The 14,595-nt window shown below is 68.1% G+C and carries 14 protein-coding genes and 1 pseudogene; 13 read left to right on the forward strand and 2 right to left on the reverse strand.

The window, feature by feature from the left end; translation table 11 throughout:
* Positions 1–8: 8 nt before the first annotated feature.
* From QFZ50_RS00835 to QFZ50_RS00890, 12 genes and pseudogenes are all read left to right on the forward strand, one after another.
* A complete protein-coding gene (locus tag QFZ50_RS00835) occupies positions 9–1,025 on the forward strand; it encodes a LacI family DNA-binding transcriptional regulator (RefSeq protein ID WP_307080953.1) in 1,017 nt (338 codons plus the stop codon).
* Positions 1,026–1,137: 112 nt separating this feature from the next.
* The gene (locus tag QFZ50_RS00840; protein WP_307080955.1) at positions 1,138–2,445 is read left to right on the forward strand and encodes an ABC transporter substrate-binding protein; all 1,308 of its coding nucleotides are present in this window, start codon (positions 1,138–1,140) and stop codon (positions 2,443–2,445) included.
* Between the two features lie 95 nt (positions 2,446–2,540).
* Entirely contained in the window at positions 2,541–3,497 is a 957-nt protein-coding gene (locus tag QFZ50_RS00845; RefSeq protein WP_307080957.1) for a carbohydrate ABC transporter permease, read from the forward strand.
* Complete coding sequence (locus QFZ50_RS00850; protein WP_307080959.1) at positions 3,497–4,390, forward strand: carbohydrate ABC transporter permease; 894 nt, start codon at positions 3,497–3,499, stop codon at positions 4,388–4,390. The genes QFZ50_RS00845 and QFZ50_RS00850 overlap by 1 nt, the downstream gene beginning before the upstream one ends.
* Positions 4,391–4,392: 2 nt before the next feature.
* Positions 4,393–6,741 carry an alpha-xylosidase gene (yicI, locus tag QFZ50_RS00855; RefSeq protein ID WP_307080961.1) on the forward strand — a complete coding sequence of 783 codons (2,349 nt, stop codon included), beginning with the start codon at positions 4,393–4,395 and terminating at the stop codon, positions 6,739–6,741.
* Between the two features lie 23 nt (positions 6,742–6,764).
* Positions 6,765–7,500 (forward strand): annotated as a pseudogene (locus QFZ50_RS00860) (glutamine amidotransferase).
* A 186-nt stretch (positions 7,501–7,686) separates the two neighbouring features.
* Positions 7,687–8,172 carry a hypothetical protein gene (locus tag QFZ50_RS00865; protein ID WP_307080963.1) on the forward strand — a complete coding sequence of 162 codons (486 nt, stop codon included), beginning with the start codon at positions 7,687–7,689 and terminating at the stop codon, positions 8,170–8,172.
* Between the two features lie 214 nt (positions 8,173–8,386).
* The gene (locus QFZ50_RS00870; RefSeq protein ID WP_307080965.1) at positions 8,387–9,637 is read left to right on the forward strand and encodes an NAD(P)/FAD-dependent oxidoreductase; all 1,251 of its coding nucleotides are present in this window, start codon (positions 8,387–8,389) and stop codon (positions 9,635–9,637) included.
* Positions 9,638–9,838: 201 nt separating this feature from the next.
* Positions 9,839–10,183 carry an ArsR/SmtB family transcription factor gene (locus QFZ50_RS00875; RefSeq protein WP_307080967.1) on the forward strand — a complete coding sequence of 115 codons (345 nt, stop codon included), beginning with the start codon at positions 9,839–9,841 and terminating at the stop codon, positions 10,181–10,183.
* The gene (locus tag QFZ50_RS00880) at positions 10,180–10,668 is read left to right on the forward strand and encodes an SRPBCC family protein (protein WP_307080970.1); all 489 of its coding nucleotides are present in this window, start codon (positions 10,180–10,182) and stop codon (positions 10,666–10,668) included. The genes QFZ50_RS00875 and QFZ50_RS00880 overlap by 4 nt, the downstream gene beginning before the upstream one ends.
* A gap of 92 nt (positions 10,669–10,760) precedes the next feature.
* A complete protein-coding gene (locus QFZ50_RS00885; RefSeq protein WP_307080972.1) occupies positions 10,761–11,762 on the forward strand; it encodes an acetamidase/formamidase family protein in 1,002 nt (333 codons plus the stop codon).
* A gap of 38 nt (positions 11,763–11,800) precedes the next feature.
* Positions 11,801–12,562, forward strand: coding sequence for an SDR family NAD(P)-dependent oxidoreductase (locus tag QFZ50_RS00890; protein WP_307080974.1), 762 nt, complete (start codon positions 11,801–11,803; stop codon positions 12,560–12,562).
* A 173-nt stretch (positions 12,563–12,735) separates the two neighbouring features.
* On the opposite strand, the gene QFZ50_RS00895 is transcribed toward QFZ50_RS00890, so the two are convergent.
* Positions 12,736–13,569 (reverse strand): alpha/beta fold hydrolase, encoded by an 834-nt coding sequence (locus tag QFZ50_RS00895; RefSeq protein WP_307080976.1) that lies wholly within the window; start codon positions 13,567–13,569, stop codon positions 12,736–12,738.
* A 95-nt stretch (positions 13,570–13,664) separates the two neighbouring features.
* Here QFZ50_RS00895 and QFZ50_RS00900 point away from each other — a divergent pair, with 95 nt between their 5' ends.
* Positions 13,665–14,243: a TetR/AcrR family transcriptional regulator gene (locus QFZ50_RS00900; RefSeq protein WP_307080978.1), complete on the forward strand. Its 579-nt coding sequence runs from the start codon at positions 13,665–13,667 to the stop codon at positions 14,241–14,243.
* On the opposite strand, the gene QFZ50_RS00905 is transcribed toward QFZ50_RS00900, so the two are convergent.
* Positions 14,240–14,542 carry a GNAT family N-acetyltransferase gene (locus QFZ50_RS00905; RefSeq protein WP_307080980.1) on the reverse strand — a complete coding sequence of 101 codons (303 nt, stop codon included), beginning with the start codon at positions 14,540–14,542 and terminating at the stop codon, positions 14,240–14,242. The two genes, QFZ50_RS00900 and QFZ50_RS00905, sit on opposite strands and share 4 nt — an antisense overlap.
* Between the last annotated feature and the right edge of the window lie 53 nt (positions 14,543–14,595).

A 14,595-nucleotide genomic window follows, 5' to 3' on the forward strand; every position in this document is an offset into this window, starting at 1 on the left:
GAGTCCGCATGGCCAACATCCACGACGTAGCCCGTGTCGCCGGTGTGTCCATCAGCACCGTCTCCTATGCCCTCAGTGGCAAGCGTCCGATCGGCGAGAAGACCCGGCTGCGCATCGACCAGGCCGTCCGCGAGCTCGACTACATGCCGAACGCCGCCGGACGGATGCTGGCCGGGACCAGGACGCGCATCTTCGCCCTGACGGCGCCCCTCCGGAGTGATACCTACACTCCCGCACACATGGCCTTCGTCCTGGCCGTGGCGACGGCGGCCCGGCAGTACGACTACGACGTCCTGCTCCTGACGGAGGACGAGGCGACGGACGGTCTCCGCCGCGTCTCCTCGAGCCGGCTCGTGGACGGCATCATCGTCCTCGACGTCTCCATCAACGACGAGCGGGCGGATCTCGTGCGGGCGCTCGGCGTACCGGCGGCCCTCATCGGCGTCCCGGGGAACGCGGAGGGACTCGTCTGCGTGGACCTCGATTTCGAGGCGGCAGCAGCGCTCGCGGTGGACCGGCTCGTCGACGCCGGGCATGCCTCGCTCGCCCTGCTGGGTCATCCGCAGGCCGTGTACGAGCGTGGCTCCAATTTCCCCACACGCTTCCGCGACGGCTTCCTGCGGAGGGCTTCCGAGCGGGGTGTCGATGCCCGCTTCTCGATGATGGAGAAGGATGCACCGGACGTCCGGTCGGCGCTCTTCGGTGTCCTCGATGCCGATCCTGCGCCCACCGGCCTCGTGGTCCACGCGGAGGAGGGTGTCCACAAGGTGGTCCTCGAGGCGATCGCGGGACGCGGGCTGTCCGTACCACGGGACCTGTCCGTGATCGCGGGCGTGCCGACCTTCGACACCTCCGGCTTCACGCCGCCGCTCGATTCCATCCCGCTGATCCCGGCGGACACCTGTACCCGTGCGGTCGAGCTGGCAGTCCGGCAGCTCGACGGCACCGTCGCACCGCGCGTCGAGCTCGTCGCGCCCACATACCGCGAACACGGTTCCGTCGCGGCACCCCGCCGGGGCTCGTAGCACCGGTCGTCCGTCTGTCGGCCCACCCCGGCAGGTCATTCGTCCAGTTGTCGAAACGTTTCGATCCAGCCCGGCCGTCTCTTCGGCCGGTCACCACTACAAGGGAGTAGCCATGAAGAAGAGCAGAATGATTCTGGGGGCCGCGTTCACGGCGGCGGCCCTCGCCCTGTCGGGATGTGCCGGGTCCGGTCCGGATGCCCAGTCGGGGTCCGGCGGCGAGGGGGACACCCTGAAGCTGTGGCACTTCGAGAGCGAGACGAGCGCCATGGGCATCGCCTGGGCCGAGGCCATCAAGGTGTTCGAGGAGGAGACGGGTGCCACCGTCGAGTTCGAGGAGCGCAGCTTCGAGCAGATCCGCTCCACCGCCAGCCAGGTGCTGAACTCGGACGAGGCCCCTGACCTCCTGGAGTACAACAAGGGCAACGCCACAGCCGGTCTGCTGTCCAGCCAGGGCCTGCTGTCCAACCTCGACGACGCCGTGGAGCAGTACGGCTGGGACGACAAGCTCGCGCCCTCGCTGCAGACCACGGCGAAGTACGACGAGCAGGGCATCATGGGGTCCGGCAGCTGGTTCGGTGTCCCCAACTACGGCGAGTTCGTGGAGGTCTACTACAACAAGGACATGTTCGCCGAGGCGGGCCTCGAGGTGCCCACGACGCTCGACGAGTTCGAGGACGTGCTGCAGAAGTTCTCCGACCAGGGCGTCACCCCGCTGGCCGAGTCGGCGGCGGAGTACCCGCTCGGCCAGCTCTGGTACCAGCTCGCACTCACCCAGGCGGACCGCGGCTGGGTCGAGGACTACCAGCTGTACAAGAACCCGGTGGACTGGCAGGGCGAGGAGGTCTCCTTCGCCACGGACACCGTCAAGGACTGGACCGACAAGGGCTACATCTCCACCAACTCCACGGGTTCGACGGCGGAGGACGCCGGCACCGCCTTCATCAACGGCACCAACCCGATCTTCGTCTCGGGCAGCTGGTGGCACAACCGGTTCACCACCGAGGCCACCGGCTTCGACTGGGGCACCTTCCTGTTCCCGGGGGCGGACCTCGCACCGGGCTCGGCGGGCAACATGTGGGCCGTGCCGGAGACCGCCGCCAACAAGGAGCTCGCCTACAAGTTCATCGACATCACGATGCGCCCCGAGATCCAGAACCTGATCGGCAACAACGGAGGCGTCCCGGTCGCCGCCGATCCGGCGGACATCACCGATGAGAAGAGCTCGGAGCTCATCGCGAACTTCAACGAGCTCACCGAGAAGGACGGCATCGCGTTCTACCCGGACTGGCCCACGCCCACGTTCTACGACGAGCTGAACGCCGGTCTCCAGGAACTGCTGAACGGCACCAAGACGCCGGAGGAGTTCCAGCAGCAGGTCGGGGACCAGTACCAGAGCGGTGTCGACGACATCGTCGGCTGACCCCGCATCATCCCGATCGCGCCGACCGGCTCATCCCGACGTCGGCGGCGCGGCCGGGACCACCCGACGAACCCTGCCCTGGAAGGTGCACGCCCATGGCGATCGCAACCCGGTCGAAGGAGCGCCCCGCGCGCCCGACCACCAGTCTCATCCCCGGCTCCAGCCGCAACTCCTTCTGGTTCTACCTCCTGCCCGGCCTCGCCCTGCTCACGCTCATCATCGTGGTGCCGCTGCTGTGGAACATCTACCTGACCTTCACCTCCTACCGCGGGATCCGTCCGCCGGAGTTCATCGGCCTCGAGAACTGGGTGGAGCTGTTCGGCGACACGACGTTCTGGACCTCGTTCCGGAACTCCGTGGCCATGATCATCGCGATGGTGGTGGTGCCCACGGTGCTGGGCCTCGTCCTCGCGGCGATGCTGTTCGACCTCATCGGGCGGAAGTTCGGTGGGCATCTCGCCAGCTTCCTCCGCGCCACCTACTACCTGCCGCAGATCCTGCCCGGCGTCATCGCGGCCATCGTCATCGGCTGGATCCTCCGGCCGGAGAACGGTGCCCTGAACCAGGTGCTCGCGGCCGTGGGCCTCGGGGGCCTGCAGGGCAACTGGCTCGGCGACCCCGATACGGCCCTGCCCAGCATCATGGTCATCATGGTCTGGGTGCAGCTCGGCTACCCCGTGGTCATCTTCATGGCGGCGCTGCAGCGCGTGGACCCGGAGCTGTACGAGGCGGCGGAGCTCGACGGCGCCAACTGGTTCCAGCGCTTCCGCGCCATCACCGTCAGCATCATCCGGCCCGAGATCTTCGTGGTCACCCTCACCTGCGCGATCGCCGCGCTCAAGGTCTTCGGCCCCATCTACGCCCTGACCGGCGGCGGACCCGGCACCTCGACGATCGTCCCGGCGTACTACGCGTACAGCGAGTTCTTCCAGTCCCAGCAGGTGGGCTACGGCGCGACCATCGCCACCGCGCTGACGGTGGTCATCGCCGTCGTCAGCATCATCTTCGTCCTCGTGCAGACGAGGCTCGAGCGCAACGAGGAGGCACGCTGATGGCCGTTCCCACCCTGACCCGCGAAGCGGTCCAGGAACCACCCCGTCAACGACGGCGCAGCGGGCGGGCGCGCAGGACCGCCGGCGACTGGGTGATCCTCGCGGTGGCCGTGCTGATCGGGCTGCTCATCGCCGTCCCGTTCCTGCTCATCCTCGCCAACTCGTTCAAGTCGCCCGCCGACTACGCCACGGGCGGGCCGCTGTCCCTTCCGTCGGCGCTCTCCTTCGATGGCATCACCGCCTTCTGGGAGCGCGTCGACTTCCCCCGGAAGCTGTGGAACAGCTTCTTCATCAGCGGTGTGGTGGCGGTGCTCGCCGTCGGGATCTCGATGTTCAACGCCTTCGCGCTCGGCATCGGGCGGGTCCGTGGCCGGACCTGGCTGGTGCTGCTGATCCTGCTCGCCAACATGCTGCCGCAGGAGGTGCTGCTCTACCCGCTGTACTTCATGTTCCGGCAGGTGGGCCTCTACGACAGCGTGTGGGCCGTGATCATCATCTTCACGGTCATCCAGAGCGCCTTCGGGACCTATCTCCTGGCCTCGGTCTACGGGACGTTCCCGAAGGAGCTGCTGGAGGCGGCGTCGCTCGACGGCGCGAGCCGCTGGCAGATCCTGTGGCGCGTGATCTTCCCGATCTCGCGGCCCACACTGAGTGTGCTGCTGATCTTCTTCTTCATCTGGACGTGGAACGAGTTCCTGATCCCGCTGACGTTCCTCGTGGGCAACGACAACCAGACCGTGCCCGTGGCCATCACGGTGCTGCAGGGCGACCGCCTCATGGACGTCACCACCACCAGCGCCTCCGCCCTCCTCGGGCTCCTTCCCACGCTCATCTTCTTCCTCATCTTCCAGCGCACCCTCACCCGGGGCATCACGGCAGGAGCAGTCAAGTAACCATGAAATTCACCGACGGATTCTGGCATGCCCGCCCCGGCGTCGACGCGCAGTACGCGCAGGAGGCCTACGACATCGAGGCGGTGGACTACCGGCGCCTCGTCGTCTCCGCTCCGACGAAGGTCATCGAGCGGCGCGGTGACACGCTCAACCGGGCCCTGCTGACGGTCACCCTCAGCACACCGCTCGACGGCGTGATCGGCGTGCGCATCGAGAACCACCGCGGTGACACCCCGCACCGGGGCTTCGAGCTCGTCGGAGCGGTGGAGGGACTCGGTGCGGCGAAGGCGGACGACGACGGCGGTGTCCTCACCGCGGGCGGACTCACCGCGCGCATCAGCAGGGGGGCGCCCTGGAACCTCACCTTCGAGGCGGACGGCCGGACCCTCACGTCCAGTGGCCCCAAGTCCGTGGGCCGGATGGGCCTCGCGCCGGATGCCCCCGTGACCACCGAGCCCGCCGGCGTCGCGGGGGTGTCGACGACGGGACGCGCGCCGTCGTCGTCGTACCTTCACGCCCAGCTCTCCCTCGGCGTCGGCGAGCTGGTGTACGGCCTGGGGGAGCGCTTCGGGCCGCTCGTGAAGAACGGGCAGACCGTGGACATCTGGAACGCCGACGGCGGCACGTCCAGCGAGCAGTCGTACAAGAACGTGCCGTTCTACCTCACCAACCGCGGGTACGGGGTGTTCGTGAACCACCCCGAGCACGTGTCCTTCGAGGTGGGGTCCGAGTCCGTGGAACGCGTGCAGTTCGCGGTGCCGGGCGAGACGCTCGAGTACTTCGTCATCCAGGGGCCCACGCCGGCGGACATCCTCGAGCGCTACACGCGCCTGACGGGTCGGCCTGCGCAGGTGCCGGCCTGGTCCTACGGTCTGTGGCTGTCCACGAGCTTCACCACCGACTACGACGAGGCGACGGTGACGCACTTCGTCGACGGTATGGTGGAGCGGGACCTCCCGCTCAGCGTCTTCCACTTCGACTGCTTCTGGATGCGCGAGTTCAACTGGACGGACTTCGAGTGGGATCCGCGGGTCTTCCCCGATCCGGAGGGCATGCTCGAGCGGCTGCACGGCAAGGGACTGCGGGTCAGTGCCTGGGTCAACCCGTACATCGGGCAGCGGTCGAAGCTCTTCGACGAGGCCGCGCAGGCCGGCTACCTCGTGCGGCGCGACGACGGCACGGTCTGGCAGTGGGACCTGTGGCAGGCGGGCATGGGCCTCGTGGACTTCACCAACCCCGACGCGACCGCCTGGTTCCAGGGCAAGATCCGCACACTGCTCGGCCAGGGCGTGGACGCCATCAAGACGGACTTCGGCGAGCGCATCCCGCTGGGTGTGCAGTGGCACGACGGCACGCCGGCGGAGACCATGCACAACCTCTACCCGCAGCTCTACAACCGGGCCGTGTTCGATGTCCTGGAGGAGGTCCGGGGAACGGGGGAGGCCGTCCTCTTCGCACGCTCGGCGACCGCCGGCGGCCAGCAGATGCCGGTGCACTGGGGCGGCGACAACTCGTCGTCCTTCGAGTCCATGGCAGAGACGCTCCGTGGCGGGCTCTCGCTCGCCCTGAGCGGCTTCGGGTACTGGAGCCATGACATCGGCGGGTTCGAGGGCTCACCCGACCCGGCCGTGTTCAAGCGGTGGCTCGCGTTCGGCCTGCTCTCGAGCCACTCGCGCCTGCACGGCTCCACCAGCTACCGCGTGCCGTGGGCCTTCGACACGGGGGACGAGCCCGAAGGGCAGAGTGCCGTCGACGTCACGCGGACCTTCGCCCGGCTCAAGCTCTCCCTCATGCCGTACCTCTACGGCGTCGGCCTGCAGGCACACAGCACGGGGACACCCTTCATGCGGCCCATGCAGCTCGCCTTCCCGGACGATCCCGCGGTCGCGCACCTCGACCGGCAGTACATGCTCGGGCCCGACCTGCTCGTGGCCCCCGTGTTCTCCGCGGACGGTGCCGTGGAGTACTACCTTCCTGGCGGGACGTGGACGCATCTGCTCACGGGCGAGCTGGTCGACGGCGGCGGATGGCGGCGGGAGACGCACGGCTTCGACAGCCTGCCCCTGTGGGTGCGGGAGGGCACGGTCCTCGTCACCGGAAGCAGCGACGCCGCCCGGCAGGTCCCCGACTACGACTACCTCGACGACCCGCTGGTCACCGTCTACCCCGGCACGGCCGACGGTGCCTCGGCCCGTGTGGTCACCCCGTCGGGGTCCGAGGGCGAGTTCCGGGTGTCCCGATCCGCGGCCGGCTACCGTGTCACGGGCCCGGAGGGGGTCGTCTTCCGTGCATGCCTCGCCGGGGGTGGGCAGGAACGGTCCGACGGCGGTGTCGTGGTCCTGGAGGGCTGACCGGCGGCCAGTAGCATCGAGGGGTGAAACCGTTCCTCCTGCTGGGTACCCGTGCCGAGAACTATGCGGCCGAGGCCGAATACCGGAGCTTCCTGCGCTACGGCGGCCTCGCCGAGGGTGAGCTGCGCCGTATCCGCGTGGAAGCGGAGCCGCTGCCAGAGCTCGACCTCGCGGACTACTCCGGCATCTTCCTCGGCGGGAGCCCTTTCAACTCCTCGGATCCCCAGGAGTCGAAGAGCGAGGTCCAGGTGCGTGTGGAGCGTGAGCTCGGCCTGCTGCTGGACCGCGTGGTCGCGACCGACTAACCCGTTCTTCGGTGCCTGCTACGGCGTCGGGACCCTGGGCCGCCACCAGGGTGCTGTCATCGACGGCACCTACGCGGAACCGGTCGGCTCCGTCGAGGTCACACTGACCGGGCACGGCGTCGCGGACCCGTTGCTCGCCGGCCTGCCGTCGTCGTTCGCCGCCTATGTGGGGCACAAGGAGGCCTGTGCCTCGTTGCCGGCGTCGGCGGTGCTGCTGGCGTCGTCGGCCACGTGTCCGGTGCAGATGTTCCGTGTGGGGCAGAACGTGTACGCCACGCAGTTCCATCCGGAACTCGACGTCGAGGCGCTCGTGGGACGCATCAGCACCTACCGCCATGCAGGGTACTTCCCGCCCGAGGAGGCCGACGAGTACATGGCCCGGGCGCGAGCCACGGTGGTGGACCAGCCCGAGCTGATCCTGCGGGCGTTCGTCAAGCGGTACGCGCGGGAGTAGAGCGGGGCGTTACGGGGACGGGTGCTGTCCCAGCCGGGGCGCGGTCCTGGGGTCGGGGTCTGGTGTCCGTGCCCGGCGGCCGCTGCCGGTAGGCGCCCGATCTCCCATGCCTGCGCTGATCCTGTCCCAAACCTGCGGGTCAGGTGCGAGAGCGGCACCCTACGATCGGAGGGTGGGGGATCAGCGATGGTGACGGCGGCAGACCGTGCGCGGGAGGCACGGCAGGAACAGGCCTTGCAGGCGGTACGGGCGGCGGAACGGGCCGAGCAGCTGCGGGCCGAGCTGACCCAGGCACGGATCGAACTCGAGTTCTTCGAGCGTCGGCCGGCACAGGGGACGAAGCGCAGCGCATCACCTGCCGCCCAGGACTCCGATCGCAGGAACGTCCGGCGTGGTCGCACGTCGACGCGGGGTGTCGTCGTCGGGCTCTGGTTCATCGTGTTCTACCTGCTGCTCGTCGCCCTCGCCAACGGGACCCCTGATGGTGCAGCTTCAGCGGACTCCTCACAATCGACTTCTTCGGCCGTCGCAGCGCTCCCGACCGGTTCCAGCGTCCCGCCGCTCGCCGGTGCGCCGGGGGCGTCCGCGTTCGCCGTTGCCGGCCCCTCGATCGTCCTCGCACTCCCGACCGTCCCAAGGACCGCCCGGCCCCCAGCCGCCCCCGTCCGCTGACGCCGTCAGCGCCTCCCGTCACCCCGTACCGCTCGCCGCCCACCGTACGTCACCCCGTACCGCTCGCCGCCCACCGTCCGTCGCCGATGGTCGGGACGGACGCCGTCGGACTGTCACTGCCTAATCCGTGCCTGTCCCGCGTCGGTGCCGCGCTGTACTGTCGAGGAAACAGGCGCAGGGCGACACGGAAGAGGTAGCTGTCATCGGTTCCAGCATGAGCACCAGACCGGCGTCCCGCACGGTTCCCGTCATCCCCGCTCCGGGCGAGAAGCGTCATCACCAGGTGCTCGTCATCGGTGGCGGCAACGCAGGAGTCTCCCTCGCCGGGCGTCTTCGCCGCTACCGGGTGAAGGACATCGCGGTGATCGAGCCGCGCACCCGTCATCTGTACCAGCCCCTGTTCTCCCACGTCGCCGGTGGAACCGCCGACGCCTTCGACGCCGTACGGCTGCAGTCCGCCGTCATGCCGAAGGGAGTCACCTGGATCCAGGACAAGGCCACCGACGTCAGCACGGACTCCAGGACTGTGCTGCTGGAGTCGGGATCGGCTGTGACGTACGACCACCTCGTGGTCTGCCCCGGCATCCAGAACGACTGGACCGCCATCCCCGGCCTGAAGGAGGCGATGGAAGGGCCGCACGGCGCCTCGAACTACGAGTACGAGCTGGCGCCGAAGGCCTGGAAGCTCTTCAGGGACCTGACCCACGGAACCGTCGTCTTCACGCAGCCGCCCGGACCGGCGTCGTGCGACGGCGCCGCGCAGAAGCCCATGTACCTCGCGTGCGACCACTGGCGGCGCCAGGGCGTGCTCGAGGACATCCGGGTGGTCCTCGCGGTGTCCACGCCGACGATCTTCGGCATGGACATCATCGACGAGGAACTGGGCCGGAAGATCGACGAGTACGGGATCGAGGTCCGCTACAGCACCGAACTCGCGTCCGTGGATCCCGAGGGCCGGACGGTCGACCTGAAGAACACCGTCACCGGTGCGTCGGAGACCATCGCGTACGACGTCCTCCACGCCGTTCCGCCGCAGTCCGCGCCCGAGTGGCTGAAGACCACGGACCTGCCGGCGGCCGGCAACCGGGGCGGTTTCGTCGAGGTGGACCCCGTGATCCTGCGGCACACCCGTTTCCCCACCATCTGGTCGCTCGGCGACGCGGCGTCCACCCTCAACTCGAAGTCCGGCGCGGCGCTGCGCATGCAGACGAAGGTCCTCGCCAAGAACCTGAAGGCCGTACTGAAGGGCAAGAAGCCCACCGCCGAGTACAACCACTACTCGGCATGCCCTTTCGTGGTCAGCCGGAACACGGTCGTGTTCTCGGAGTTCGACGACAAGTACTCGCCGATGCCCACCGTCCCGGGCTGGAACGACCTCGCACGCGAGCGCAGACTGACGTACCTCATCGAACGGGTCGTCCTGCCGAAGGTCTACTGGAACCTCATCCTCAAGGGTCGCGCCTGACGCACCCGGATCCACCCCGCACCGTCACCGCTCGGTCGTTCGCCGGCGACGAGCGGGACGGGAGGTATTGCGGGCTCGACGCGACCCCCACGTCCAGGCGGCGTCGTCCCTCCGTCGTCGTTCTGCACCCCTTGCCGCTGTACAGGAGCAGGTCTACACTCGTGTAATCAACCAATTGGTTGATCAACGAGGAGGTGGATCATGAGGGATGACGCTCTCGATGCCGCCTTCTCGGCGCTCGCCGATCCGGCACGCAGGGCCATCGTCGCGCGGCTGTCGCGCAGTTCGGCCACAGTGAACGAACTGGCGGAACCCTTCACCATGACCAAGCAGGCCGTGTCGAAGCACATCCAGGTGCTCGAGCAGGCAGGCCTGATCACCCGCACGCGGGACGGGCAGCGCCGTCCCTGTCATCTCGACCCGGCCGCCCTCGAGGCACTGACAGGCTGGATCGACACCTACCGCCTCGAGGCCGAGCGGCAGTACCGCCGGCTCGACGGCGTCCTCGCAACCCTGAAGGACCAGCACAGCAAGGATCAGTCATGAGCAATCCCACCACCATCACCGCGGAACCCGGCCAGCCGTACGTGGACATCGTCCGGGAGTTCGACGCTCCCCGCGACCTCGTGTTCCGTGCCTTCACGGAGCCGGACCTCGTCCGCCAGTGGCTCGGTCCGCACCGCATCACCACCGAGATCGGTGAGTTCTCGGCCGTCACCGGCGGAGCCTACTCGTACCTCCACCGCGACGACGACGGCGGCGCCTACGGCTTCCGCGGCATCTTCCACACCGTCGTCGCACCCGAGCGGATCATCCAGACGTTCGAGTTCGACGGCGCACCGCACCAGGTGAGCCTCGAGAGCATGACCTTCGAGGATCTGGGCGACGGCCGCACACGGTGCTCCGGACGGTCGGTGTTCCTCAGCGGCGAGACCCGCGACGCGATGATCAGCAGCGGCATGGAGATCGGCGTCAACGAGGGCTACGAGCGGCTCGACTCCGTCCTGTCCTCGCTGTCCGTGGCGAGCTGACATCGGGGACCCGGCAAGGGCCCGAAGTGCGGAGCCCCGACGGGGCGGTCCCGGGCCTTGTCCGGCCAGGGACCGCCCCGTAGCATCCGGTCATGGAGATCATCGAGTACCACCCGCGGCGGGACCAACTCGTGTACACCTTCGGTGGAAGCGCACCCGTGCTGACCGTCCAGCCCGGCACAGCGCTGAGGCTCTGGACGGAGGACGCCTTCAACAACGCGCTCACCTCCGTCGACGACGTGTCGGGCGAGAAGGTGGACCTCAACTTCGTCAATCCGCAGACCGGCCCGTTCTACGTGGAGGGCGCCGAGCCCGGAGACACCCTGGCCCTCCACGTCGTCGACCTCACACCGGCCCGCTCGTACGGGGCATCGGCCACCATCCCCTTCTTCGGCGGGCTCACCACGACCGACCGGACCGCCACCCTGCACGAGCCCCTGCCCGACATCACCTGGATCTACCACGTCGACACGGAGCGGCGGACGGTCGGGTTCCAGTCCAGGCTCGGTGACTTCGAGGTCGCCCTGCCGCTCGAGCCGATGCTCGGCACGGTCGGCGTCGCGCCGCCCGGCGGGGAGGTCCGCTCTGCACTCGTCCCCGAACGGTTCGGCGGGAACATGGACGCGCCGGACGTGAAATCGGGTACCACGGTGTACCTCGGGGTGAACGTGGAGGGTGCGCTGTTCTCCGTCGGCGATGGACACTACCGTCAGGGCGAAGGTGAAGCGTGCGGAACCGCCGTCGAGGGTGCCATGTACTCGACGATCATCGTGGAGCTCATCAAGGGCGGCGCTCCGGCCTGGCCACGGCTCGAGACGGACTACCACTGGATGGCCGTGGGCTCGTCGCGTCCCATGGAGGATTCGTGGCGCATCGGGCAACTGGAGATGATCCGCTGGTTCAGTGACCTGTTCGGGCTGCACCAGCTCGACGCGTACCAGCTCCTCACACAGACCGCGCTCGCGCCGATCGCGAATGCCGTCGACGCCAACTACAGCGTGGTCGTGAAGGCACCCAAGGCGCTCTTCCCGGCGACCGACGCCTATGGGGGGCTTCATGCCCACCTTCGACGACAGGCTGCGGAACTGCGCTGACCGCCCGTACCAATCTCCCGCACCACCGAAGGAGTTCCATGGACCTGCACCTGACCGGCACGACAGCTCTCGTCACCGGCGGCACGAAAGGCATCGGGCGGGCGATCGTCGAGTCCTTCGTGCAGGAGGGCGCGAACGTGGCCTTCTGTGCCCGTCATGCGGGCGACGTCGCAGCGACGGAAGAGGCGCACGCATCGTCGCCGGGCCGGGTCAAGGGGTATGTGCTCGACGTCGGGGACGGGCCGGCGGTGAGCGCCTGGGTCGAGGCCGTGGCTGCCGACTTCGGTGGGATCGACGCCGTCGTGAGCAATGTCAGCGCCCTCGCGTTCGCGGACACCGCTGAGAACTGGGAGGCGAGCCTGCGGGTGGACCTCCTGGGGACGGTGGGTCTCGTCAAGGCGTCGCTGCCGTACCTGGAACGCAGCGCGATCCCGTCGATCACCGCGATCTCGAGCGTGTCCGGTCGGGAGGTCGATTTCGCGTCCGGCCCGTACGGCACGGTGAAGACAGCGCTCATCGGCTACATGGCGGGGCTGGCATTCCACCTCGCAGGGCAGGGTATCCGTGCCAACACGGTCTCGCCCGGCAATACCTACCACGCGGGCGGGGCATGGGAGGGCATCGAGCAGGGCAACCCGGAACTCTTCGCCACGGCGATGGGCCTCAACCCGACGGGCCGTATGGGTACACCGCAGGAGGTGGCGGACGCCGTCGTGTTCCTCGCCAGTCCCCGCTCCAGCCGGACCACCGGCGCCAACATCCTGATCGACGGGGCCCTCACCCGCGGCATCCAGCTCTGACGGGCCTGGTCCCGCACGGGATCCGATCACCGGAACGACGAAGGGCGCCGGATGTCCCGGCGCCCTTCGGTGGTTCCCTCTTCGATGTCCGTCACCTCGGCCCGGCCACCAGGGTGGGGTGACCCGTGGCAGGTTGCCCGAAGCCGGTCACCTGTTCCTGGTGACCCGCGCGGCTACTTGGCCAGGAAGCGGAGCAGAATCTCGTTGACCTCGGCCCCATGGGTCCACAGGAGGCCGTGCGGTGCGCCCTCGATCTCCACGTACTCGGCGGAGGGCAGGCGCTTGGTGAACTCGCGGCCGGTCGAGTCGATCGGCAGGATGCGGTCCTCGGTGCCGTGGACGATCAGGGACGGTACGGTCACCTTCTCGACGTCGGAGCGGAAGTCGGTCAGCCAGGAGTCGACGACGGCGAAGGACGCGTACCAGGACGAACCGGCTGCGACGTTCCAGGCGTTACGGAGTACCTCCTCGCTGAGCCGGTTCCCGAGGAAGGCGTCGGTGTTGAAGAAGTCGTTGTAGAAATTGCTGAACCAGGCGTAGCGGTCCTCGATCGCTGCGCTGCGGATGCCGTCGAACACGGTGGACGGCACGCCCGACGGGTTGTCGTCGGTCTGGAGGAGGAACGGCTCGAGGGAACCGAGGAAGGCGGCCTTCGCTACGCGTGCCTCACCGTAGGTGCCGATGTAGCGGCCCACCTCGCCGGTGCCCATCGAGAATCCCACGAGGACGACGTCGTTCAGGTCCAGGGTCTCGAGGACGGTGTTCAGGTCTGCGGCGAAGGTGTCGTAGTCGTAGCCGGTGGTGGGCTTGCTGGACTTGCCGAACCCGCGGCGGTCATAGGTGATGACGCGGTAGCCGGCGTTCAGGAGGGCGGCGGTCTGCTTCTCCCAGGAACCGCCGTCGAGGGGATAGCCATGGATCAGGACGACAGGCTGACCCGTTCCGTGGTCCTCGTAGTAGAGCTCGATGTCCGTGCTGTTCTCGGTGCCGACCTTGATGGAAGCCATAGTGCTGATCCTTGTCTCGAGAGGTGAGAACGTTCGTTCTCGCCGGTGCTCACACTGTATAGAACGATCGTTCTCTGTTCAAGTAGAATGGGAATATGAATATTTCCGAGGCGCGCACCCGCATCGTCGCGACCGCCGACGAGCTGTACAACGCGCGGGGGATCCAGGCCGTGGGCATGGACGAACTGCGGACCGCGGCCGGTGTCTCGCTCAAGAAGCTGTACCAGGAGTTCCCGTCGAAGAGCAGCATCGTGATGGCGGTCCTCGAGCGGCGACACAGGTCGTGGGCTGACGGGCTGGACGCCAAGGTCCGTCAGGCAGCTGCTCCGCGCGACCGGCTCCTCGCGATCTTCGACTACCTCGCCCAGTGGTTCGCCGAGGATTCGTTCCGTGGATGCGGGTTCATCAACAGCTTCGCCGAGCTCGGCGCGGTGAGCTCCGAGGTGGCCGAGTACGCGCGGGAGCACAAGGCGTCGTTCCAGGAGTACGTCGCACGACTGGCAGCGGAGGCAGGTGTGCCGGCGTACCTCGCACCGCAGCTCTCGATCCTCGCTGAGGGTGCTCAGACGACGGCGGCGATCGCAGGAACGGCAGAAGCCGCCCGGCAGGCGCGGGGCGCGGCCGAGGTGCTGATCGACGCTGCGCTCGGTGCCAGGGACAGCAGGGCTGCCTAGCCCACCAGGTCCTGGTACTCGGGGTGCTCTTCGATGAACGCCGCCACGAATTCGCACTGCGGCACCACCGTGAGGTGCTGCCCCCGGGCATCGTCGAGTGCGTGGCGGATGAGTGTGCTGCCGACTCCTCGGCCCTCGACCTCCTCGTCGACCACGGTATGGGTGAAGACGATCGTGGTCCCGGACCGTTCGTACGCGGCGATGCCGGCGGATTCGCCGTCGAGGGTGGCGACGTAGCGGTTCTCGGCCTCATTGTTACTGACCTGGACGTCGTCGTTTCCGGAGTGCTCGGTGCTCATGGTGTCACTGTGGCACCCGTTGCGGAGGGTGGTCAATGCGGCCGTTCTGCATG

Source organism: Arthrobacter agilis, from assembly GCF_030816075.1.
GTDB lineage: Bacteria > Actinomycetota > Actinomycetes > Actinomycetales > Micrococcaceae > Arthrobacter_D > Arthrobacter_D agilis_E.